This window comes from bacterium SCSIO 12696, from assembly GCA_024397955.1.
Lineage (GTDB): Bacteria > Pseudomonadota > Gammaproteobacteria > Pseudomonadales > Porticoccaceae > SCSIO-12696.
In genome coordinates, this window is the sequence record CP073744.1 from 1,954,867 (window position 1) to 1,978,548 (window position 23,682).

Below are 23,682 nucleotides of genomic sequence, written 5' to 3' on the forward strand. Positions count from 1 at the left end.
CCGCCAACCGGGCAGCTGCAGCAGCGCCTGGCCCTTTTGAAGCAACCCGGCCGCCAGAAACTGCTGGCGGGCATTCGCCACGGTGTGGAAAAAGAGAGCTTGCGGGTAACACCCGATGGCCAGCTGGCACTAACCCCGCACCCACAAGGGCTGGGCTCAGCACTGGCACACCCATCGATTACCACCGACTTTTCAGAAGCGCTGCTGGAGTTTATTACCGAGCCCAGCGACTCTCACCAGCAAACTATCAATTATCTGGAGCAATTACACCGCTATACCTACCGCCAAATCGGCGATGAGTTACTGTGGGCCAACAGCATGCCCTGTGTGCTGGGGGCCGACGAAGACATTCCCGAAGCCCGCTATGGCAGCTCCAATGTGGGCACCATGAAACAGGTTTACCGCATTGGCCTGGGCCACCGCTATGGCCGTTTGATGCAAACCATTGCCGGGATTCATTACAACTTTTCCCTGCCGGATTCGCTGTGGGAGTTGTTGCAGCAGGAAGACCAGCACAACGGTTCGCTGACCGACTACAAGACGGAAGGCTATCTGGGCCTGATCCGCAACTTCCGCCGTTATTTCTGGCTGCTGATGTACCTGTTTGGTGCGTCGCCAGCGGTGTGTCGCAGTTTTGCAAAAAACCGCAACCATCAATTGAGCCCTATCGGCACCGATCATCACAGCCTGCACAGCCCTCAGGCCACGTCCCTGCGCATGGGCGACCTGGGTTACCAAAGCTCGGCCCAAGACGAACTGGTAGTGTGCTACAACACCCTGGATCAATACATCACCACCTTACGCAGTGCCCTCAGCAAGCCCTACCCTGACTATGAGCAAGCCGGCCTTAAAAACCCCGATGGCAGTTACCGACAGCTCAACACCCACTTGCTGCAAATCGAAAACGAGTTCTACAGCCCGATTCGACCCAAGCGCACGACTCATTCCGGGGAACCCCCGGTGCGTGCCCTGTGGGAGCGGGGCATTGAATACATCGAAGTTCGCTGCCTGGACTTAAATCCCTTGCTGCCGGTGGGCATAGACGCCCGGCAAATGCGCTTTGTGGATACCTTCCTGGTGATGTGCCTGCTCAACGACAGCCCAACCACCTACACCGTCGAGTACTATGGCATTCTCGAAAACCAACGCCGCATGGTGTATCGGGGGCGAGACCCGGAGCTGACACTGTTGCGTAACGAGGTAGAGGTGCCCTTACAACAGTGGGGCCAGGAGCTGTTTGCGGCCATGGCGCCCGTTGCCAAGCTGTTGGATAACAGCCACGGTGGCACCGATTACAGCGAGGCGCTGACCCATTTTGCCCGCCAGCTGAACCAGCCTGAGCTCACCTTGTCGGCGGGCATACTGGCGGACATCGAAGGCAATCAGAGCTCCTACTTCCGCCGCGCTCTGGCACATTCTCGCCAACACCGGGAGTACTTTATGGATTCGCCGTTGGATCCGGCGGTGGAAGAACAACTGCAGCAACAAGCGCAAGACTCCCTGGCCAAACAGCGGGACATCGAAGCCGCAGATAACATAACTTTTGAGGAGTTTTTGGCCAATTACTACCGCGGTTGCGACTTCAGCCTGTAATCCACCGTGAATTACCTGGCCCACATTCTTCTCTCCGGTGATGAGCCTGAGATCAAAATTGGCGGGCTATTGGGAGATTTTGTAAAGGGCCCTCTGCGGGGGCAATACCCCCACCGCATCGAGCAGGGCATTGCCCTGCATCGTGCCATTGATAGCTGGTTCGACCAACAATCCCAGGTGATTGCAGCCCGCGCCCGTTTTGAACCTCCTCTGCGCCGCTTCGCCGGGATTATCGTAGATATCTGTTACGACCACCTACTGGCAAAAAACTGGCAACAGCACCACCCTCAACCTTTAAACCGGTTCAGCGGTGATTTTTACCAACTGCTGCGCGACCACTATCACTTGCTGCCACAACGAGCTCAGCGCTTTACTGACCACGCCCCCGGCATTGGCCTGCTGGAAAACTACGCCCATCGACACACTGTTGGCCTGACGCTCAGCCGCATCGAACAACGCTTTCGCCGCCCGGTGGATTTAAGTGCTGCGTCAGTACAGCTGGAGCACCAGTGGCCGCAATTGCAGCGAGAGTTTGACCAGCTGTTTCCACGGGCGAGAGCCTTTGCCGAACAACATAGGTAGTGATTAACCAATCTTTACCCTGCTCGATTGAAGCCCAAAAGCAGTTTCTGCCATACTCGCCATCACTTTGGATTGGATACAAATACAATATGGACACCGTCAAACTGCCCGGCGTCAGAGCCTGTTTCGGGATTATTTTTCTGGTGTGTTGCGGCCTGATCGCCACCGCGTTCTATATGCAGGAAGTCATGGGTTTGGAACCCTGCTATATGTGCATCTTGCAGCGTATTTTCGTTATGGCCACTGGCTTTGTGGCACTGCTGGCATTGCTGCACAACCCTGGCCGACTTGGCTATCGCGTGTATTCACTGCTCACCGCCGCTGCCGCCCTCACTGGCAGTTTTTTCTCGGGTAAGCAATTGTGGTTGCAAAGCTTGCCAGAGGGACACCCCTATATCCCGGATTGTGGCGCCTCGGTGGCCTATTTGTTTGAAGTAGAAAGTTTTTTTAACGCTCTCGACAAACTGCTGCGCGGCGATGGCAATTGCGCCGAAGTACAGTGGACATTTTTGGGCCTGAGCATTCCCGGCTGGACCCTGGTGTGTTTTATTGGGCTGGCGGCCTTGGCTTTGTGGCAGTTCACTCGCAAGCCCGATAGAATCAACAACTAACCACAACCCATAAAAGTCCCGCACTATGTTAGAGAACTGTAAATCACTGCAAGAACGTTGGGGCGGTGTCAGCCACATCATCGACCGCTGGCTGCAGAACCGTCAGGAGCTGCTGGTGGGCTATTGCGACCTGAGCAATGTGACGGAGTTTGACAGCAACAACCCAGATCATGGCCAGCAATTACAGGCGCTTTGTGAGAACCTGGTGGACTATATTTCCGCAGGCCACTTTGAGGTGTACCAGCAGCTGATGGAAGAAGGCCGGGCCTTTAACGACAAACAAGCCCTAAGTGAGGCCAGCCAGCTACTCAATGAAGTGCACAGTGCTACCCAGGCAGCCCTGGATTTTAACGACAAATACCTGGCTACCGATGACTTGGAAACCCTGGCGGTTGACCTGTCACAGTTGGGAGAATCCCTGGCCGCGCGCTTTGAAATTGAAGACCGCATGATTGAAGTTCTTCACACCGCTCATCAAGAACAGGCAAGCGCAGGCTAACAACACCAATCAACCACAAAAAAACCTCGGTAATCACTTACCGAGGTTTTTTTGTGGTTGAACACGGTCTGAAGCGGTTTAAGGGTTCACTTTAAACAGCTCTACATCAAATACCAGCGTCGAATGAGGTTGAATGGTCGGCCCTGCAGCACGTCCGCCGTAGGCCAATTCAGAAGGAATAAAGAAGCGGTATTTAGCGCCCTCTTTCATCAACTGTACACCCTCTGTCCAACCGGGAATGACCCGGTTCAGCGGGAAGGTAATTTTCTGGTCACGATCGACAGAGCTATCGAAAACGGTGCCATCAATTAAGGTACCGTGGTAATGCACCTCGACCTCATCGGTGGCCTCAGGGCGGGCACCAGAGCCTTCGGTTAATACCTGATACTGCAAGCCGGAGTCTGTGGTCACCACACCATCTTTGCTGGCATTTTCAGTGAGGAACTGCTGACCAGCCTGCCAGTTGGGGTTGGATTGTTTACGTTGCAAAGCGATTACCTCCTGACGAACCACCAAATAATTGCTTGCTGTGGTATCCACTACCTCCAGGGCACTGTCGTCGCTAACCTGGACGGCACTGCTGGCAACCGCATCGCGAGCGCCTTGGGCCACTGCGTCGGCATTGACCACCACACCATCACGCTGCATCTGTTTGGCCAGTTCATAGCCCAATAGATAGCTGGCTTTGTTGGCATCGGAGTCCAGCGTCAGTGGCTCCGGCTGCCTCTCTTCTTTGCCGCAGCCGCTTAATTGCAACGCCAGCAGGCTGGCAATGGCTATTGCGAGTGTTTTTTTCATGGCTTAGCCCTTATCGTCGGTTTGTGCCGGAGTGACTTTCAGCAATTCAACGTCAAACTGAAGCACTGAGTTGGGGCCAATACTCGGGGTGCCACCGGGCCCGTAGGCCAATTCCGCAGGGATAGTCAGTTGCCATTTATCCCCTTCTTTCATCAGTTGCAACGCTTCCGTCCAGCCGGGAATCACCTGGTTCACCTGAAAGTTTGCGGGCACACCGCGCTTAAAGGAGCTGTCAAATTCGCTGCCGTCGATCAATGTGCCGCGGTAGTGGACTTCAACACTGTCAGCCGCCCCTGGTGTCGCGCCCTCCCCGGAAGCGAGCACTTTGTATTGCAGGCCTGTGTCAGTGGTAACCACATCTTCTTTGGCGCCATTGGCTTGCAGGAAGACCTGTCCTTCCGCCAGATTCTTCTCAGCCAGTTGGTTAAATTCCGCCTCTGCCTTGGCTTGTGCTTCTTGCTGCAAAGCCAACTGATCTTTTTGGAAAGTTTCGATGGTCTGAGCAATTTCCTCCTGGCTCAAGCGTTCTTTGCCCTCAGCGACATCGCGGACAGCCAGCAACAGGGCATCGCTGTCCAGGTGAAAACCCTGGGCCTGGAACTGCTTCGCCATATTCTGGCCAATCAGGTAGCTCATTTTCTGCTGCTGGGTGGTCAACTCCACCTCGGCATTGCTGGCGGCTTTGTCCGCAGCCTGCTCGTTGCAACCTGCAAGGGCTACTGCAAAAGTGGCGATCGCCACGGGCTTGATTAACTTCATATTCCCTCCGATTCTCGGGTAAACAAAATGCTGAATTCTATAGCAATCACGACACCATAACTTATATGTTCATACACAGTGCGGCATCGATCACGGTTGCTGGGGGCTCGGGCATGGAAAGGGATTGCCCATAGGCCATCAGGTTGGCCAAAACTGGCTGCTGATTCGTTGCTTCTACAGTGTCACACTGGCTTTGCCACCAGTTCCATATCTGTTGCTGGCTATAGCGCTCTGCCTCCAATTCGGCAGCCAGCAACAACTGCCTTGCCGAGTCGTAGTCTCTGCCTAATTGATCTTCTGGCAGTTGTTGGCGCAGCCCTCGCAACGGCTTAATAACATGGCTATTCCACTGGTCAGTCACTTGATCTAGCGCCTCAATGTGTTGAGCTTGTAACTGATAGCCTTGGCTACCGGCAAAGCAACAGAACAGCAGCAGATTCACATTGGCACCGTGGGCGTTTTGCATGGCCAGGCACCAGGGTTCGATGTCACCGTAGAGGGCCAGCGAGTAATTCCAGAACGGGTTGTTGTTGCTGTCACTCATCGCGGGTGTAGAGCAAATCCCAAACACCGTGGCCAAGGCGTTCACCGCGTTTTTCAAACTTGGTCACCGGGCGGTAATCCGGGCGCGGAGAAAACTCCCCTGAACCAGCTACATTGCTAAAGTTGGCAGCCGCTTCCATAACCTCCAGCATATGCTCGGCGTAATTTTGCCAATCCGTCGCCAAATGAAAGGTGCCGCCAACCGCCAGCTTGCGGCCAATTTGCTCGACGAACACCGGCTGGACAATGCGCCGCTTGTGGTGCTTTTTCTTGTGCCAGGGATCCGGGAAGTACAGCTGTACCCGCGCCAGACTGGCATCGGCAATACAGTCTTCCAGCACATCGTTGGCATCCGCCAGATAGCAGCGCAAGTTACTCAAGCCCTGCTTGCCGGCATTGTTAATCAGGCGGCCAACGCCTGGAGGGTGCACATCGATACCAATAAAGTCTTTGTCCGGCTCTGCCGCCGCCATTTCCAACAACGAATCGCCCATACCAAAGCCAATTTCCAACACCAAGGGGGCGTTACGGCCAAACGTTGCTCCGGTATCCAGTGAGCCGTCATAAAGGCTGAGCCCGTACTCTGGCCACCAACGTTCAAAGGCGTTGTTCTGGCCTTCGGTCATACGGCCACCGCGCACCACAAAGCTGCGTATCGACTTTTTCTTAAATTCCGGTTTTATTTCCATTAGGGTTTATTCTTTTTGAAAGCGCTCACTAACAGGAAGGCCCAGCCGGCCAGAAAAGCGAGACCACCCAGCGGGGTGATGGCACCGAGCCACTTTATCCCGGTGGTTGCAAGCACGTACAGTGAGCCAGAAAAGACCACAATGCCCACCGTAAATAGCCAGGCGCTGATACTCGCCATACGCCGACACACAAGCTGCCCAGCCGACGCCAGAGACAAAAGGGCAAGAGTATGAAACATCTGATATTGCACAGCGGTTTCCCAGACACCCAATTGATAAGCGGTAAATGTGGGTTTTAGCCCGTGGGCGCCAAAAGCACCGAGGGCAACAGCCGTAAAACCACTGATTGCGGCAATGGCCAACCACTTTCTTTGCATGTGAAATCCCTAAAACAAGAAAGCCGCAACGAATATTGCGGCTTTAACGAACTGTGTTAGTTGCCTATCAGGCTTCCATAGAGGCCCGGACTTTTTTCATGGCGTTCTTTTCCAGCTGGCGGATACGCTCAGCGGAAACACCGTACTTGTCCGCCAGATCGTGCAGGGTGGCTTTTTCTTCGCTCAGCCAACGCTGCTGCAAAATGTCCCGACTGCGCTCGTCCAACTCTTGCATAGCCAGCCCCATACGGCTGTAACTGTCTGCCTGACTGTCTTCTTGCTCCAGCTGCATCGCCGGGTCAGAGCGCTTGTCTTCCAGGTAGTAAACCGGTGCCTGGTAAGCGTTGTCGTCGTCATCGTTGTCGGGGGCGTCAAAACCGGTGTCGTGGGCAGAGAGACGTTTTTCCATCTCGTATACCTGATCCACTTCCACACCCAGATCGCTGGCTACCGCTTTAGCCTCATCGTGGGTCAACCAGGCCAAGCGCTTTTTCTGGCCGCGCAAGTTGAAGAACAGTTTGCGCTGAGCCTTGGTGGTCGCCACTTTAACGATGCGCCAGTTGCGCAATACGTATTCGTGAATCTCGGCTTTGATCCAATGCACTGCAAACGACACCAGACGCACGCCCTTTTCAGGGTTGAAACGCTTGACGGCTTTCATCAAGCCAACGTTTCCTTCCTGAATCAGATCCGCCATATTGAGGCCGTAGCCGTTATAGCTGCGGGCAATATGCACCACAAAACGCAGGTGTGACATGACCAACTGACGGGCTGAATCCAGGTTTTCCTGATAATAAAGCTGCTCGGCGAGGGCTTTTTCATCCTCGGCAGAGAGCACCGGAATGGTATTAACCCCTTGAATATAGGCGCCAATGTTGGCTCCCGGAGATAACCACTCGGTAGATTGCAGGGCTGTGCTAGTGCTTGTCGTCATACTTGTCTTCTGTGATAGGTACCACTATGTACCTTGATTCCCATTGGCGATGCCAGAAGGGCCGGTTAGTTTACCATTTCTTTATGGCTTGGCAACCGAACCCAGTACTTGATTCAAAGTGCTGTTTTATAGTGAATTTTTTAAAAAATCTATGACCTTTATCAAGCTTTACATTGAAGGTTAGCGCGGTTCTATGTCACCCAGGTGACGCCCTACTGCCAGCCAGGCACCAACCAGGCCAAGTACACCACCGCCCAATAGCAAAGCCCCCAGTTCGGTAATACCGAGGTTGACGATCTCAAAGCCGCTTTCGTAAAGGGCGCTGAGGTGGGCCACAGAGGCGCCGAGCCACAACAGCCCGGCACATACCAACAGCCACCCCAGCAGGCCGCCGGACACACCGTACCAGAGGCCGGTGTAGAGAAATGGTCGGCGCACGTAACCGTTGGTACCCCCCACCAGTTTGACCACCACAATCTCATCACGGCGATTTTCCACCGCCAGGCGAATGGTATTACCGATCACCAGCAGCACCCCCAGGGCCAGCGCAATGCCCAGAGCAAAGGCCACCCGGCGACCCATATTGAGTATGCCGTGAAGGCGTTGCACCCATTGCATGTCCAAGCGAACACTGTCCACCAGAGGCAATTGTTGCAGTTCATCCGCTGTGGCAGACAGCTCTTCGGGGCTAACCAGCCCTTGGTCAAACTCAAGCACCAGCACATGGGGCAGAGGGTTTTCCTCCAACTGCGCCAAGGCATCACCGAGCCCGGAATGTGACTGAAATTCCTGCAAGGCATCCTCCGCAGACACCAGCTGGGCACGGGTCACCAAAGGGCGGGTTTTCAGTTGCAAGTGCAGTTTGTTGGCCGCCGAAAGGCTGCTGCCGTGCTTGAGGTACAGGCTCATCTGGGCGCTGCTTTCAATGCCATCGCTCACCTGTTGCAGGTTGTTAACCACCGCATAGAGGGCCGCTGGCAACGCCAGGGCAATAGCAATCACCAAGGTGGTCATGGTGGCTTGCAGGGGCATTTCACGCATCTTGCGCCAGGCGTTGATGGCACTGTCGCGATGGTGCTGAGCCCAGCTGTGCAACCTGGCACCCACACCGGTACGACTTTCCCGGGCACCTCGAGCGCGTTGGGTAGCGTGATTATTGCTCGCCATAAACACCACCGCCGTAGCCGTATTCAAAGGCGCTGTCGCCAACCAGCTGCCCCTGTTGCAACGCCAGGCGGCGCAAACCCAGCTGGGATATCAAGCTGATATCGTGGGTGGCGATCAACATGGTCACCCCCACTTCGTTAAAACGTCGCAGCAAGCCCATAATTTCCGCCGACAGTTCCGGGTCTAGATTACCGGTGGGTTCATCCGCCAACAGAATTCGAGGCTTGTGCACCAGCGCACGGGCAATACCCACCCGTTGCTGTTCACCGCCAGACAAACTGATCGGGTTCTGGCGCTCTTTATCCAGTAAGCCAACACCATCCAAAACCGCCCGCACCCGCTTGCCAATATCGCGAGCCGGAAAGCCCGACACCTGTAACGGCAGCGCCACATTGGCGTATACACTGCGGTCGAACAGCAGTTGATGATTTTGAAACACCACCCCTACATTGCGACGGTAGTAAGGCACCTGGCTGCGATGCAGACGGCCTAGGTTCTTGCCATTGATCAACAGCTGACCTCGGGTGGGCAGCTCCATGGCCATAATCAGTTTGAGCAAAGTGCTTTTGCCTGCACCAGAATGACCGGTAAGAAACGCCATTTCCCCTGCCTCAAGCTCAAAGCTGACCCCGTTAAGAGCCTCTTTGCCGCCGGGGTAACGCTTGCCTACGGAATCAAACTTAATCATCGATGCTCGTTTCGCTGGCCAGCAGGGCCGACACAAACTCAGCGGCCACAAAGGGTTGCAGGTCATCAGCGCCTTCGCCAACACCGATAAAGCGAATCGGCGCGCCAAAGCGGCGGGCCAACGCAAAAGCAATCCCGCCCTTGGCGGTGCCATCCAATTTGGTCAGCGCAATACCACTCACTTCTACAGCATCGTGGAATTGTTGCATTTGCGACAGAGCGTTTTGGCCAGTGCCCGCATCCAACACCAGCAACACTTCGTGGGGAGCGCTGTCGTCCAGCTTGGCAATCACCCGCTGCACTTTTTTCAGCTCTTCCATCAAATTACTTTTGTTGTGCAGGCGACCGGCGGTGTCGGCAATAATCACATCCACATTCTTGGCGCGGGCCGACTGGATGGCGTCAAAAATAACCGACGCGCTATCGGCACCGGTGTGCTGAGCCACCACTGGCACCTGGTTGCGTTCGCCCCAAGCCTGCAACTGCTCTACCGCAGCCGCACGGAAGGTATCGCCGGCCGCCAGCATCACCGATTTACCTTCCCCCTGCAGGCGCTTGGCCAGTTTGCCAATGGTGGTGGTCTTGCCCACACCGTTAACGCCCACAACTAGGAGAATAAAAGGGCCATCTGCCTGGGTGTCACAAGCGAGCGGTTGCTCACAGGGCACCAGCACATCTTGCAGCATGCGTTGCAGAGCCGCCTGCAACGCAGCACTGTCTTTCAGTTCACTGCGTTTTAGCTGATCGGTGAGATTGGCAATAATATCCGCCGTGGTTTCCACGCCCACATCAGCCATTAAAAGCTGGGTTTCCAACTCGTCCAGCAACTCTTCGTCGATGACCTTGCGGCCCATAAACAGGCTACCAATACCTGAACCGGTGCGCGCCAACGCCCGACGCATGCGCTCACGAAAGGAAACCTTGGGTTTTTCCGCCGTCATTGGCTGAGGGCTATCAGCTGAGGGGGTATCGGATGGGAGGTTATCGGCTGGGGCAGCGCCTGCCACCTCAGACTTGCGACGGAAGCGGCCGAATAAACCGCCCTTTTTACTGTTCTCTGAATCGCCGCTGGCAGCTGCGGAGTGCTCGTTGTCGGACATGGGTTTTATCGAATTAATGGGCTGTGGGGAAGGGGTTATTGAAAGTCGTGTATCCTATCACCTCTTTGCGACAGAAGCCGTACTCATGTCACCAAAACCCTCCCGTCCACGAACCGCGAACAGCAAAAACCAGCTGCGAATTATCGGTGGTCAATGGCGCGGCCGGAAGCTGGATTTCCCAGACGTAGAAGGGCTTAGACCCAGTGGCGATCGGGTGCGGGAAACTCTGTTTAACTGGTTGAGTTTCCATCTTCCCGGCGCCCGTTGTCTGGATCTGTTTGCCGGTTCTGGGGCACTGGGCCTTGAGGCTCTGTCTCGAGGGGCTGCGCATACCGTACTGGTGGAAAAAAACCCAACCGCCGCCCGGCAATTGCAAAGCCACTGCCAAACCTTGGGTGCCGATGCCAAGGTATTGGCAACCGATGCCCTGGCCTGGCTTAAAACCAGCAGTGCCAGCCCTTTTGATGTGGTGTTTCTTGATCCACCTTTTGGCAAGGAGCTGCTGGAGTCATGCTATCAACTATTAACAGATCATGGCTGGCTGACATCCAATGCACTCGTCTACGTAGAGTGCGGAGCCAATGAGCATAACCCCGCTCCAAATAACTGGGAACTGCATAGAGAAAAGCACAGTGGCCAGGTGGTTTATCGCCTATACCGCTGTGGCTAGAGCGATTTGCCAGTTAACACGGAGTTGTCTACTATCGATGGCCCACTGTACCGACAATAATTATGAAAAAAGTCATCTACCCAGGCACCTTTGATCCAATCACCAATGGCCATGTGGATTTGGTGGAGCGGGCAACCCGACTGTTTGACCACATTGTGGTGGCCATCGCCAGCAGCGAAAGTAAGGGGCCGCTGTTTACTTTGGAAGAACGCATCGCCCTCGCCCAGGAAGCTTTGGCTCACCTGGGTGACAAAGTAGAGGTAAAAGGCTTTAACTGCTTGATGGTGGATTTCCTCCATCGGTGTGGGGCACAAGCGGTGCTGCGCGGTTTGCGAGCCGTGTCTGACTTTGAGTACGAATTCCAATTAGCCAATATGAACCGCGCTCTATCCACCAACGCGGAAAGCATTTTTCTGACCCCTGCGGAAAAACACTCCTACATCTCTTCTTCCCTAGTGCGGGAGATCGGCTCTCTGGGCGGTGATATCAGCGCCTTTGTTCACCCAGTCGTGGCTGCGGCTTTGAAGAAAAAATTTAACCTCTAAGCCAGATATTCCACCTCTTTGCCATAAAACTGTGCGATGGTGTCAGTAGCAACCAGAGGTCATCTATGGACACAATCACACAAGCCAGCGTACGCCCCAGCAAAAGCCTGGAGCTGTTGTCACACCGGGAAATCTCCGAGCTATTAAATACCAATGCCGACGTATTGGGGCAATTTCGCCAGTGCGCTCTGGCGGTGCTAAACACCGGCAGCGAGATTGATGACGCCGCAGAGATGCTGGCGGCTTATAAAGATTTTGAAGTCGCGGTTGAGCCCACGTCACGGGGCCTGAGACTGCGTGTATTCAATGCCCCAGCGTCTGCATTTGTGGACGGCAAGATGATTCGCGGTATCCAAGATCATCTGTTTGCCGCCCTGCGGGATATCGTCTTCACCCACACCAAGCTGCTCGCCAAACAGCCCCCCGAAAATCCAGAAGCCATCACCGACATTGTGTTTCGCATCGCCCGCAATGCGGACGCCCTGCCCTCCAATACGGCACCGAACCTGGCGGTGTGCTGGGGTGGCCACTCGATCAGCCGTGAGGAGTACGATTACTCCAAGCTGGTGGGTTATCAGCTGGGGTTGCGGGGTATCAACATTGCCACCGGTTGCGGCCTGGGCGCCATGAAAGGCCCGATGAAAGGCGCCACCATCGGCCACGCCAAGCAGCAAATCCACAATGGCCGCTATATGGGCATTTCAGAGCCGGGAATTATTGCCTCTGAATCCCCAAACCCGATTGTGAACGAGCTGATGATCTTGCCAGATATTGAAAAACGGCTTGAGGCATTTGTGCGCCTGGCTCACGCCATTGTGGTGTTTCCCGGTGGCGCCGGCACCACTGAGGAAATTCTTTATCTGATCGCCATTCGCCTGCACCCGGATAATAAAGACATCCCTATGCCTTTTATTCTCACCGGCCCGGAGTGCAGCCGAGCGTATTTCGACAGCCTGGATCGCTTTATTCGCAACACTCTGGGGGCAGAGGCTGCAAATTGCTATGACATTATTATCGACAACCCGGAACAGGTAGCCCGTCAAGTCAAAAGGGGCATGGAACAGGTTCACCGCTACCGCCGCAAACATCAGTTAGCGTACTACTTTGACTGGCACACCCATATCCACTGGCAATTGCAGGAGCCCTTTGAACCTAACCACGATAATATGGCGGCTCTCAACTTGCACCGCGATCAGCCAACTCAGCAATTAGCGGCGGAACTGCGACGGGCTTTTTCCGGCATTGTGGCAGGCAATGTAAAGGCCTACGGCATTGAGCAAATCGAGCGTCACGGCCCCTATCACCTAAAGGGCGAACCCCAGTTGATGGACGAAGTCAGCAAACTGTTGCAAGAATTCGTACAGCAGCGGCGCATGAAACTCAGTGGTGAATACAAGCCCTGTTATGAAATAACCACCGGTTAAAGGTCAATCCAGTTAAAAACCCGAGCGCGGATATCTTCCCGTTCGTTCACCATATGGTGCATGACTCCCGCTATGGTATCGAGCCGTGCAGAGGGAAATTGGCGGGCAATCTGGGCCAGGTTATAGGGGCCATCGACTGTGGTATCCATATCCCCCTGTAAAACAGCAATCGGCCACGGGCAGGGGTCGGCGTCAGCAAAGTCCGATGCCCACTGCACCATGGCACTCACCCAGCTCAGTGGAATGTGGCGCTGCTGCATGGGCTCGCCATGCTCAAGGAAATGCAGAAAGTCTTTATCGTGAGAGTTGATGGCAAACTCCCGTGGCGCTCGTTGAACAAACCAGCGCAACAGCCAGTATTTGAGTAGCTTTCGTCGCCATTGCCACGGCCTCACCAAAGGAGCAAGCAGGTAAGTATTTTTGAAGGGTGCATCAGCACCCTGCGCAAACAGCTCTTGCAACGTACCCAACAACACCGCTCCGCCAGTGCTTTGGCCCACCCCGTAAAATGGGCGAGGCAGGTCATTACAGCACTCCAGCAAAGCGCGAAAAACCCGCTGGTAGCTTTTAAAGCTGTCGACGGCCAACGGCTCACCCGTAGACAAGCCATGGCCAGGCAGATCAAAAGCCACCACCGTCTGCCCTCGATCCAGTAAGGACTTGATCAAGTGATTGTAGAGGCCAACGTGGTCGAAGTACCCATGCACCAAAAACGTGGTGCCCTTACTGGATGCTGGCAGCCAACAGTAAGCACAAATAGAGTAGTCACCAACACTCAATTGACCCACTCGAAGTATCGAATCGGCCCCTTGGCTGACTGGAAACTTATATTGACACAGATATTGCTGTAATAAGGGTGCATCCAGTGGCAAATCATCGGATAACAGCGGTGCTAATGGTGGCAAGCCATCGCGTATTGCCTCAAAATCACTGGTCTTCAGGTTAACTACACGAACCATGCCACAACCCATTGCTGTTGAATATTATATGGTAGCTTGCGCTCGCCAACAGGGTAGCTAGTTTCACCCCGATGAATTACGCAAATAAACGCCGTATCGAGCGCCTGATTAAAAAGCACGGCCCTACTCTGGTGAATTTCTTAAGCAAACGGTTAAAAAACCGTGAAGATGCTGAAGATATCGCCCAGAGCACCTTTCTACGCCTCTATACCATGGACGACCCCGAACGGGTAGACAACCCTCGCGCATTTCTGTTTCAAGTAGCCTCCAATATGTCGGTGGATCAATTGAGACGACAGACTCGCATGAACCACTACCTGGAAAAAGAGCACCTAAAAGCTGACAGCCAACAGCGTACCAGCGATGACTCGCCAGACCAGCTACTGGAAGCCCAGCAAAAAAGCGCGGACATTTACCGGGTTATTGAAGCCATGCCCAGCAACGTGCGTCAGGCATTCATGCTGAGCCGCACTCGCAACCTACCTTACGCCGAAATAGCCAAGTTGATGGGGGTTTCGGTCAGCAGTGTCGAAAAATACATTCTTGACGCCTTAAAGCGATGTCGGCAGGGGCTCCTTGTTGATAAAATAGATGGCTCAAAATGAGTGCACGGTCACACTTTCTGCGATTTTTCTCAAAAAAGAGCTGGGGGTTCACCAGTTTGAAACGTCTATATACATAGAATCACACTCATAACGATCACAATCGGGGACGATACAGGGCCATGTCTGAGCTCACTCAACCACAATCTAGCGAAGATCTGCTGGACCAGGCTTGTGCCTGGGTGGTTCGCCTGCGCGCAGACAATGTAGCCGAATCTGTGTTGGAGCAGTTTGCGGATTGGCTAACCACGACCCCTCAACACCGCCAAGCTTTTGATCAAGTGGCAGAGATGTGGGGTGATTTGGGCATTGCTAGTCAGCTCCCTCTGTCGGCTGTTAACCCAGCGCAAAAAGCTGATACTTCAGAAAAACCCTCATCTTGGCTGGCCAAGCTGTTTGGCTGGAAACCCATCGGTGGACTGGCTGTGGCTACTGCTGTGGCAGTGGCTGTTACCCTTGGTGTGATATCGCCTGCCCAACCAGACATATACCAAACCACTGTTGGTGAAAGCCTTGCGGTCACTTTGGATGACGGCTCTAAAATCGAGTTAAATACCAATTCGACCCTGGAAGTACAGTACAAAGACGACCTGCGGTGGCTGCACCTGGTCAGTGGCGAAGCCTACTTCTCTGTTGCCAAAGACAAACAACGCCCATTTGTGGTTGAACTGGATGGCGCTCAGGCCAGAGCCGTAGGCACTGAGTTTAATATCTTCAAAGATGTTGCTAACAGTGCCGAGATCACCGTAACAGAAGGTACCGTTCAAGTAACTAATGCCCGACAGCCAAGCCTGCCCAAGTTTGTTGAAGCTCACCAGGCAATCACGTTTGACAGCAAAGGTGGCTTACAGAATCTGCGTACTGCCGATAGCGACATCATTACTGCTTGGCGCCAAAGCCAGATCGTGTTCGACAATACGCCTTTGAGCGATGTCATCTCGACCCTGAACCGCTACAGCAAAACACCCATTGAGCTGACAGCTGCAGATTCCGCCAAAGCCCCCATATCTGGCACTTTTTCTACTGAGCGCCCATTAGAAACCGCCCAAGCCGTGGCCGAAGCACTGACGTTAACCGCGGTACTTAAGGACAATCGCTTGCAACTGGAACCAGCGAACCCGCCCGACTGCTAGTCCACATTATTGCTCCCGATCTTTACCGGATCGTTCTATACTAAGCCTTTAAATCTCTCTGCGACACAGCAATTGGCCGGTGTCGCCTTTTGTGTATGGGAATAAAGGGTAACCGCCAACAAGTAAACCTTGGGCCATGGTGCACAGCGCCATTGCTAGTGGCACTGTGCGGCTCGCCTGCCGCCGATATCAACGACTCACTGCCCTTAACACTTCCAGAGCAGCCCCTCGCTGAAACACTCATTGAGCTAGGAAGACAATCCAAAGTCTCCATTATTTTTTCTCATCAAACCGTGGAAGCACTGCGTAGTGAATCCCTGAACGGAGAACTGCCTTTACTCGAAGCTCTGGAGGTGGCATTAGCCGACAAGCCTCTGCAGTACCGGGTAATATCGCCAAAAGCGATCGCTATTGTGGAAACATCCGCTGCATCGGAAAACAGCTCTTCACTGGCTGTGGAGGATCACATTGAAGAAATGGTGGTCCATGGCACGCCAATCACCGGCTCTCGCCTGCGCCGCAGCGAGGCTCAGGCTTTCGCTCCCATTGAGATACTGACCGCTACCGAACTCAGTCTTAACGGTGCACCGTCACTGTCAGAACAACTGAAATTTGTCCCCATTGTTTCTGGAAACTCCACCAGCACCGCTGTTAGCAATGGCGGCGATGGCACTGCTACCGTCACCTTGAGAGGTTTACCTGCAAGCAATACACTGGTTCTTATTAATGGTCAGCGGGTTGCCAGCAACGGTTTTGGTGGCGATGCGGTAGACTTGAACACCATTCCCTCAGCGGCGATCGAGCGCATTGAGATCCTCAAAGACGGCGCCTCGGCAGTGTATGGCTCTGATGCCATTGCAGGCGTCGTCAATGTCATCCTGAAGCGCAAATTTGAGGGTGTTCAGCTGGAAACCTTTTACGGGCAGAGTGGCGCCAGCGACAACGAAACCGTAACAACCAACATTGTCTGGGGTGAACACGGCGATTGGGGCTCCTTCACCCTGGCAGCCAGTTACTTCGACCAAGCCGGCTTCAACAGCCGAGACCGAGACTTTTCTCGCAGCGCGGATGGGCGCAGCCGCGGTGGTATCGACAAACGCTCTACGGCCACACCCAATGCCCGCTTCGACGTTAACGACACAACTCTAATCATCAGTGAAAATGCGGAAGGAAGCAGTCCCGACGACTTTCGCACAGCCACCGATGAAGATTTGTTTGATTTTTCAGACTTTACCTCTTCTCTGACACCGTCCGAACGGGGCTCTATTTATATAAATAGCGAGTATCAAGTCAGCAGCACACTAACCTTTGACTTGGCTGCAAGCTATACCCGTACCGAATCCACCATTTCATTTGCGCCAACCCCAATATTCACTGCCTTTGAACTAGTACCCGTGGTCATCGCTGCTGACAGCGCTTTTAACCCTTTTGGGGTTGAAGTTAATGATTTGCGACGGCGCATGTTGGAGCTGGGTGCTCGTGATCAAACCAACAAAAATCAGGCAACCCGTTTGACTTTCGGCATCAACGGACACAATGCAGACTGGCGCTGGTCACTTCATTACAACTGGAGCCAAACGCGAGCTCGCGAACAAGTCACAGGCTTGGTTAACCTGGCCAACCTGCAGCAGGGAGTTGGGCCTGCCTCAGAGTGTGTTGATGGCTGCGTTAATATCGATCTTTTCGGCGCTCAAGGATCACTGAATCAACAGCAGGTGGACTTTATTCGTGCCGACGTGGATGCAATAGGCAATACTCAACTGCGAAACCTCACTTTCGACCTGAGTCGCGACCTCTGGTCATTACCTGCGGGAGATTTGGGCCTGGCACTGGGTTTTGAGGTACGCCATGAATCCATTAGCACCACACCTGACCCACTGGCTCGCAGTGGCCTGCTGGCAGGGGGCATTAACTTTGCCGACTCCTTGGGCAGCCGCAATGTAGGGGAGGCTTACATGGAATGGCTGATTCCTCTTTTAGCCGGCAGCAACGGTGGTTCGCGGCTCGACCTAAATGTTGCTCTGCGCCACTCCGAATACAGTGATTTTGGCTCCAGCACCAATCCCAAGCTTGCGCTTAGTTACCAGCCGAGCCGTCATTGGCGGCTGCGCGCCAGCTACTCTGAAGGTTTTAGAGCGCCATCGCTCATTGAGCTATTTAAAGGTACTAGTCAAGACTTTCCCATTCTATTAGACCCTTGTGCTGAACCTGACAATGTCGGTGCACTTCCAGGTTGCCAGCAGCAGTCAGACCCCAATAGAAACCAGTTTTTAACACTCCTTGGGGGCAATATTGAATTATCCCCAGAGTCATCCAGAAACAAATCCCTTGGCATTATCTGGGAACCACAAACAGCGGCAGATTTGTCACTGACACTGGATTTTTTTGACATATCCCAAAATGACATTATCGACGCCAATGCCCAATTCTTCGTCACAGCAAACGCTGAGTCTGGGCTCTTCGCAGACCGCGTAATACGCGATAATGATGGCGAAATATCCCGCATCATCAGCACGCAAGCCAACTTGGGTATTCGGCGGATATCCGGACTCGACCTCAACTCTCACTGGCATTATTACTGGGACTGGATTGGCATGGTGTCGTCTAACTTTAGCGCAACCTACCTAAGGGAATACCTCTCTCAGGTTTCACCCCTTGCAGCACTTGAAGATCTGGCTGGCACCTTTGAAGATGCCGCAGCAGATGGCAATGGCTCATTGCCAAAGTGGAAGGTGCATGTCAATTTCTACTTACAGCGGAGCCAGTGGGAAGCGGCTTATTCCATCAACTTTGTCGATTCCCTTAACGAAGAAATACCTCGCAATGGCGGCATTAGAGAAGCATCTTCGTGGACAACACACGACCTTCAATACGCCTACCTTTATCGCGATAACGCCAAATTTACGATAGGTGTGGACAACGTTCTTGATACACCGCCACCCTTTCTTGCCTCAGCCTTTAACGATAATTTCGATAGCCGCAACTACGACGGCATTGGCCGCTTTTGGTACGCGCGACTTACTTACGATTTTTAAACCGTAAAAAAAAACAACAAAAACAAACAAAAATAGAAAGAATTCCTAAAAAATCACCTCACTAAAGAACAAAATATCCAATTTTCCATAAATTAATTGCCCCCTAAGAAAAAGTTCGTAAATTTTTGAGGTGATACCGTTTTTGTTCGTCTCCCCTTTGAGATGCCTTAAGGCACTTATTGTTCATCTATAAATATATCGAGGGGACAACATGTTAAAAAAACCATTAACTATCGCAATTAGTTCCGTATTGGGGCTATCTACCGTTGCGGCAACCGGCGCTTTCGCTGAAGAGGCCGCAAATAACAACGACATCAGAGAAGAAATTGTCACAACAGGTTCGCGTATCAGTCGCAGCGAACTGTCAGCCCCAACACCACTGCAAGTTCTCGACTCTGTGGATATCGAACTTGTTGCTCAAACCAACATTGGTGACTTGATCAACCAGTTGCCCTCTGCGGGTCAACCACTGTTTAACCGCACCAACTCCAACTTCGACAACAACAACTCCGGTGTTGTTAATATCGATTATCGCGACCTTGGCATTGCCAGGACCCTGACGTTGGTCAATGGTCGTCGTTTTGTGGCGGGCGTTCCCGGCTCATCCGCAGTGGACCTGAATGCCATTCCATCAGCAATGATCGAACGAGTTGAGGTGATCACTGGTGGCGCATCCGCTGTTTATGGTTCTGATGCGGTTGCTGGTGTAGTGAACTTTATCCTTAAAGACGACTTCGAAGGGGTTGAACTTAACACCCGCTACCAAAGCACAACCGAAGGCGACGGCCAAGAGACTGTTGTAGACCTGCTGCTGGGTAGCAACTTTGACAATGATAAAGGTAACGCTGTTTTCCAGATCAGCTATACCGATCAAAATGCAGTGTTCTCCCGTGATCGCGATGCAACCGCAATTGATGCGGTTTCCAGTGTGTTTTTTGGCGGCGAACCCTTTGAGCAAACTACACCATTCTTGTCTAGCTTCCCTCCTCAAGGCCGTTTTGATGTTTCTGGTACCGGTAGTAGCGCAGATGACTTTACCTTCCTACCCGATGGCACCTTGGTAGACAGCTTCTTTACCAATGGCAACGACGCTATGGGACGTGCACCAAACGGATTTAACCGCTCAGCATTCCGCACCATCGCCATTCCTACTGAACGATTCCTGCTATCGAGCAACATCAACTACAACTTTAATGACAATGTGACAGCCTTCTTCGAAGGTACCTATTCCAACGTCACCACTCAATCTCGTCTGGAGCCATTCCCGCTGGCTTCTGACGATATATTTACAGTGGGCAGTGGCGGATTACCTCTTCAATACGAAGATCGTGCCGGCAATATGATCAACAACCCGTTTTTGCCACAAGCCATCATTGATGCAGCCACAGCGAACGGCGTAGACAACATCTTCTTTACTCGCCGTTTGGCAGAGTTCGGCCCTCGAGGCTCAGGCAACGAACGTCAAACCTTCCGTGGCGTTATTGGCTTGGAAGGCACTATTGAAGATACCTCTATGCGATGGGATGTGAGCTATAACTATGGCCAATCCACACAAGCCCAATTCAGCGAAGGTCAGATTGATGTTACCTCCTTCCGCAACGCCCTGCTTAGTGAAGTAGACCCTGACACCGGTGCCATTCGCTGTGTAGACGTATTCGCTGAAGCCGATGGCTGTGTGCCCATCAATATTTTCGGCTTTAACTCCGTGACCCAGGATGCTTTGAACTACATCACTGCTGAGCAGTCACGCTCCGCGCGAGTAACACAAAGTGTTTTCCAGGCAAACTTAACCGGCACTCTTACAGAGCTACCAGCTGGCGAAATGCAATTTGCTGTCGGCTATGAGTACCGCAAAGAAACTTCAGATGCGCGCAACGATGCCTTGACCGTACGGGGACTGAACTCGTCGAATGCCATCGCGAGTGTAATCGGTAGTTTTGATGTTAACGAAGTCTATGCGGAACTGGATATCCCCATTGTTAATGACGGCTTTGTTGACTATATCGGCTTGGGACTTGCCGGACGTGTTTCAGATTACTCTACCGTCGGCAACACCAGCACCTACGAAGCTCGCTTAGAGGTACGCCCTACCGAGAACCTGACTTTCCGCGGTTCATTTGCACGCGCAGTACGGGCACCTAACATCGACGAGCTGTTCGATCCAGGTGGTCAAACCTTCGCTCAGGTTACAGACCCCTGTGCTGGAGTTACTGCAGCGACTACTGGCGTTGTCGCCGATAACTGCCGTTCGATTCCAGAAATCGCACAGCGTATCGCAGACACCGGTGCCTTTACCCTGACCCAGTCCGAACTGCAAGGCACCTCAGGTTTCCTTGGCGGCAACCCGAACTTGGAAGAGGAAGAAGCAGATACCTACACTGTTGGTTTCGTTTATACGCCTGACTTCCTTCCAGATAGCCTCAACGCGTCATTAACCCTTGATTACTTCGATATTGATGTTGAAGGCGCAATTGTTGCACTGGATAGAACCACTGTGTTGAATCTGTGCTTTGACTCACCAGGGCTGAACAACCCGCTGTGTAGTAATGTTCGCCGCTTTGATAGCACAAGTCCCTTTGCAGGCGCACTGGATGAGGTTGATTCAACCAACGATAATATTGGTTCAATCGTGACCTCTGGTGTTGATGTTGGCTTTAATCTGGACTTTGACCTGGATAGCTGGTCCCTCCCAGGCAGCTTAGGTGTTTCAACTGTTTACACCTATCTGGATGACTATGTCATTTCTACCAGCCTGCCCGATGATGCGCCAGATGTCGAAGTCGGTGAAATTGGCAACGCAGAACACCGCTGGAATACCTCTTTGCGGTACACCACTGATGACCTGATGGTTCAATTGCGAGTACGCTACATCGGAGAGTCTCGCATCGAAGATCAGGACTTGTCTGATGAGGACTGTGCAAGCCTTCAGTGTTTTGTTGACGAAGTTGTCTACACAGACCTTCAAGCCCGCTATACTTTTGAGGACTCCCCCTTTGGTGAAAACTTGGAAGTGTTTGCTGGCTTCAACAACCTGTTTGATGAAGACGCACCCATTATTCCGGCCGGCTTGACCGACAGTGATACTGGTACGGAAACCAATGCTGGTGTTTATGATGCTATTGGCAGATCCTACTACGTAGGCGTCAAAGTTAACTTCTAATCATCAACTGTTAAGAACGGGGGACTTTTGTCCCCCGTTTTTTTATTGCCGACATTTGAGGAAAGCGCTGTGAAACACGTATTAGCTATTGCAATCTTTGGTTTGATTTCAAGCTTTAATGTAATGGGAGACAACAAAAAGGAACAATGGGCCCCCATTGAGGACAGGCTGTCGGCCAAAGAGTTTATGGAGATGGGCCTTCACAAAATTTCTCCAAAAGAGTTAAAACGCCTCAACAACTGGCTTAAAGCGGAAGAAAAAGAAGTTATTATCAGCACACCACCGAGCGTTCGAAACGCTATTGAGAGCCAGCCCAGAGAGATGCGCATTGCTGGCACTTTCAAGGGATGGACAGGCAAGACAGTTTTTAAAATGGATAATGGAGAAATTTGGATTCAAAGGTCTCCAGGCCGGTATACCAAAAAGCTTGAAAGCCCCCAAGTGATTATTAACAAGAACTCATTGGGGTTCTTTGTGATGACTGTAGCAGAAACAGGAAAGTCTATCGGTGTCAGCCGCTATAGAAAGAAACGAAAATAATCTGCGTGTAGCTTGGGATTACATGAGCCATCAACCGCTTACCAAAAATTCCAGCTTTTTACGGTAACGCTTGCGAATAAACTCTAACTGTGATTTTTCTTCTGCCTTGGAAAAATTGTCCTTGGCCAGATTTTTATCCCCTAACTGGTAGTAGCTCAAACCTCTTAAATAGTAAAACAGGTGCTCATCATCTTTTTTGGCGATGGCTTTTTGCAGATGTTTCAAGGTTTGACTGTATTCCTGCTCCCTATAGGCTTGCTGAGCCAACCAAAAATAGTAGTAAGGGTTTGCATTGCGGTAATAACGAGCTTTTTTTGAATATTTTTCAAACAGCTCGTTTTTGCCTTGAGCGCGATAAAGATTAGCCAAATTATTATAAGCCGTCTTATCCCGCCTATTGGCTTTTATGGCATATAAGTAAGCTGCCTCAGCATGGTCATAGTAGCCATGCCGAGAATACAGTGCACCCAGATTAATCCATATAAAGGATTGTCTTGAATCGGTAAGTAGTGCTTTTTTCAAGTAAAGGAATGCATCTCGGTACTCTTTATTTTCCAAGTACTCAACCGCCAGATTGCTGTAATACTGTGCGAACGCTGTTTTATCAGATACAGGCTCTGTCTCATAATTGCCGCTGTAGTCTGGCAAGTTAAAGTCCACCACATAATCGTCTTCATAAGGAGTTTTTACCAACACATTAACGTGTTGGTTTATCACCAAAAAATCGCCTCCTCGACGCCATGAGGGCGGTACATCCACGCTTTGATAATACACATTCAAGCCAAGCTCACGAGCCAGCGCTACAAACAAGTTGGTAAACGCCAGACAGTTGCCCGCTCGCTGCTCGAAAGTTTCTTGGGCCGTTAATGTTTTGTTGTTGGTATATTTCAAGTTCATCAACCCATTATCCAACAACGCCTTCATCAGCTTACGCAGACGGTGCCCTTTACCTCCGAGGTTATCCGTATGGTCGCTCAGGAATTGGCGCATCTCGTCACTAACCGCGAGAATATCTTCGCTAGGCAATGCCCAATTGGATACCTCAGAACCAAACAAAACTTCTCCCGAGAGTAAATCTTGCTGGCTGAGAGAGTTAGACGGGGAAGACGTCGGTAAGCTACTGCACCCGGCGAGAGAAGCCAGGATAACGAGCAATGACCATTTGATAGATTTGTAACGAATAAAAGCGCTCATAACTCTAAGAGTAGCCGCTTTCAGAAAAAATCCCAAAAATAAAGGCGACCAATAGGGCCGCCTTTCAAACAGTGAGTGCCT

Annotated in this window: 23 protein-coding genes; 12 read left to right on the forward strand and 11 right to left on the reverse strand. The window is 52.3% G+C overall.

Annotation, left to right across the window (positions count from 1 at the left end):
- The first annotated feature begins 15 nt into the window (after nt 1-15).
- From KFE80_09020 to rsd, 4 genes are all read left to right on the forward strand, one after another.
- Nucleotides 16-1,593 carry a glutamate--cysteine ligase gene (locus KFE80_09020; GenBank protein ID UTW46683.1) on the forward strand — a complete coding sequence of 526 codons (1,578 nt, stop codon included), beginning with the start codon at nt 16-18 and terminating at the stop codon, nt 1,591-1,593.
- A gap of 6 nt (nt 1,594-1,599) precedes the next feature.
- A complete protein-coding gene (locus KFE80_09025; GenBank protein UTW44536.1) occupies nt 1,600-2,175 on the forward strand; it encodes a DUF479 domain-containing protein in 576 nt (191 codons plus the stop codon).
- Nucleotides 2,176-2,264: 89 nt separating this feature from the next.
- Nucleotides 2,265-2,786 (forward strand): disulfide bond formation protein B, encoded by a 522-nt coding sequence (locus KFE80_09030; GenBank protein ID UTW44537.1) that lies wholly within the window; start codon nt 2,265-2,267, stop codon nt 2,784-2,786.
- 25 nt (nt 2,787-2,811) lie between these two features.
- Complete coding sequence (gene rsd / locus KFE80_09035; protein ID UTW44538.1) at nt 2,812-3,285, forward strand: sigma D regulator; 474 nt, start codon at nt 2,812-2,814, stop codon at nt 3,283-3,285.
- 78 nt (nt 3,286-3,363) lie between these two features.
- On the opposite strand, the gene KFE80_09040 is transcribed toward rsd, so the two are convergent.
- From KFE80_09040 to ftsY, 9 genes are all read right to left on the reverse strand, one after another.
- The gene (locus KFE80_09040) at nt 3,364-4,083 is read right to left on the reverse strand and encodes an FKBP-type peptidyl-prolyl cis-trans isomerase (GenBank protein UTW44539.1); all 720 of its coding nucleotides are present in this window, start codon (nt 4,081-4,083) and stop codon (nt 3,364-3,366) included.
- Nucleotides 4,084-4,086: 3 nt separating this feature from the next.
- Nucleotides 4,087-4,842 carry an FKBP-type peptidyl-prolyl cis-trans isomerase gene (locus KFE80_09045; protein ID UTW44540.1) on the reverse strand — a complete coding sequence of 252 codons (756 nt, stop codon included), beginning with the start codon at nt 4,840-4,842 and terminating at the stop codon, nt 4,087-4,089.
- Nucleotides 4,843-4,903: 61 nt separating this feature from the next.
- Nucleotides 4,904-5,386: a TIGR02444 family protein gene (locus KFE80_09050; protein ID UTW44541.1), complete on the reverse strand. Its 483-nt coding sequence runs from the start codon at nt 5,384-5,386 to the stop codon at nt 4,904-4,906.
- Complete coding sequence (gene trmB / locus KFE80_09055; GenBank protein ID UTW46684.1) at nt 5,379-6,068, reverse strand: tRNA (guanosine(46)-N7)-methyltransferase TrmB; 690 nt, start codon at nt 6,066-6,068, stop codon at nt 5,379-5,381. Before trmB ends, KFE80_09050 begins: the two co-directional genes overlap by 8 nt.
- A 5-nt stretch (nt 6,069-6,073) precedes the next feature.
- Nucleotides 6,074-6,451: a DUF423 domain-containing protein gene (locus KFE80_09060; protein ID UTW44542.1), complete on the reverse strand. Its 378-nt coding sequence runs from the start codon at nt 6,449-6,451 to the stop codon at nt 6,074-6,076.
- Nucleotides 6,452-6,518: 67 nt separating this feature from the next.
- Nucleotides 6,519-7,385, reverse strand: coding sequence for an RNA polymerase sigma factor RpoH (rpoH, locus tag KFE80_09065; GenBank protein ID UTW44543.1), 867 nt, complete (start codon nt 7,383-7,385; stop codon nt 6,519-6,521).
- 180 nt (nt 7,386-7,565) lie between these two features.
- Nucleotides 7,566-8,594: a permease-like cell division protein FtsX gene (gene ftsX, locus KFE80_09070; GenBank protein ID UTW44544.1), complete on the reverse strand. Its 1,029-nt coding sequence runs from the start codon at nt 8,592-8,594 to the stop codon at nt 7,566-7,568.
- Entirely contained in the window at nt 8,539-9,240 is a 702-nt protein-coding gene (ftsE, locus tag KFE80_09075; GenBank protein ID UTW44545.1) for a cell division ATP-binding protein FtsE, read from the reverse strand. Before ftsE ends, ftsX begins: the two co-directional genes overlap by 56 nt.
- Nucleotides 9,233-10,339, reverse strand: a complete 1,107-nt coding sequence (gene ftsY / locus KFE80_09080) for a signal recognition particle-docking protein FtsY (protein ID UTW44546.1) — start codon at nt 10,337-10,339, stop codon at nt 9,233-9,235. The genes ftsE and ftsY overlap by 8 nt, the downstream gene beginning before the upstream one ends.
- A gap of 85 nt (nt 10,340-10,424) precedes the next feature.
- Here ftsY and rsmD point away from each other — a divergent pair, with 85 nt between their 5' ends.
- From rsmD to KFE80_09095, 3 genes are all read left to right on the forward strand, one after another.
- Nucleotides 10,425-11,009: a 16S rRNA (guanine(966)-N(2))-methyltransferase RsmD gene (gene rsmD / locus KFE80_09085; GenBank protein ID UTW44547.1), complete on the forward strand. Its 585-nt coding sequence runs from the start codon at nt 10,425-10,427 to the stop codon at nt 11,007-11,009.
- 62 nt (nt 11,010-11,071) lie between these two features.
- The gene (gene coaD, locus KFE80_09090) at nt 11,072-11,554 is read left to right on the forward strand and encodes a pantetheine-phosphate adenylyltransferase (protein ID UTW44548.1); all 483 of its coding nucleotides are present in this window, start codon (nt 11,072-11,074) and stop codon (nt 11,552-11,554) included.
- Nucleotides 11,555-11,619: 65 nt separating this feature from the next.
- Complete coding sequence (locus KFE80_09095; protein UTW44549.1) at nt 11,620-12,978, forward strand: DUF3412 domain-containing protein; 1,359 nt, start codon at nt 11,620-11,622, stop codon at nt 12,976-12,978.
- Here KFE80_09095 and KFE80_09100 read toward each other — a convergent pair.
- On the reverse strand, nt 12,975-13,937 hold the full coding sequence (locus KFE80_09100; protein UTW44550.1) for an alpha/beta hydrolase: 963 nt from the start codon (nt 13,935-13,937) through the stop codon (nt 12,975-12,977). The genes KFE80_09095 and KFE80_09100 overlap by 4 nt on opposite strands.
- Nucleotides 13,938-14,008: 71 nt before the next feature.
- Here KFE80_09100 and KFE80_09105 point away from each other — a divergent pair, with 71 nt between their 5' ends.
- The 5 genes from KFE80_09105 to KFE80_09125 all read left to right on the forward strand — a co-directional run bounded on the left by KFE80_09105 (nt 14,009) and on the right by KFE80_09125 (nt 22,407).
- Nucleotides 14,009-14,542 carry a sigma-70 family RNA polymerase sigma factor gene (locus KFE80_09105; protein ID UTW44551.1) on the forward strand — a complete coding sequence of 178 codons (534 nt, stop codon included), beginning with the start codon at nt 14,009-14,011 and terminating at the stop codon, nt 14,540-14,542.
- Nucleotides 14,543-14,661: 119 nt separating this feature from the next.
- Nucleotides 14,662-15,672: a FecR domain-containing protein gene (locus KFE80_09110; protein UTW44552.1), complete on the forward strand. Its 1,011-nt coding sequence runs from the start codon at nt 14,662-14,664 to the stop codon at nt 15,670-15,672.
- A 95-nt stretch (nt 15,673-15,767) separates the two neighbouring features.
- Nucleotides 15,768-18,707 (forward strand): TonB-dependent receptor, encoded by a 2,940-nt coding sequence (locus KFE80_09115; protein UTW44553.1) that lies wholly within the window; start codon nt 15,768-15,770, stop codon nt 18,705-18,707.
- 211 nt (nt 18,708-18,918) lie between these two features.
- Nucleotides 18,919-21,867, forward strand: coding sequence for a TonB-dependent receptor (locus KFE80_09120; protein ID UTW44554.1), 2,949 nt, complete (start codon nt 18,919-18,921; stop codon nt 21,865-21,867).
- Nucleotides 21,868-21,936: 69 nt separating this feature from the next.
- On the forward strand, nt 21,937-22,407 hold the full coding sequence (locus KFE80_09125) for a hypothetical protein (protein ID UTW44555.1): 471 nt from the start codon (nt 21,937-21,939) through the stop codon (nt 22,405-22,407).
- Between the two features lie 30 nt (nt 22,408-22,437).
- Here KFE80_09125 and KFE80_09130 read toward each other — a convergent pair whose 3' ends face one another.
- Nucleotides 22,438-23,601: a hypothetical protein gene (locus KFE80_09130; GenBank protein UTW44556.1), complete on the reverse strand. Its 1,164-nt coding sequence runs from the start codon at nt 23,599-23,601 to the stop codon at nt 22,438-22,440.
- Nucleotides 23,602-23,682: the final 81 nt, after the last annotated feature.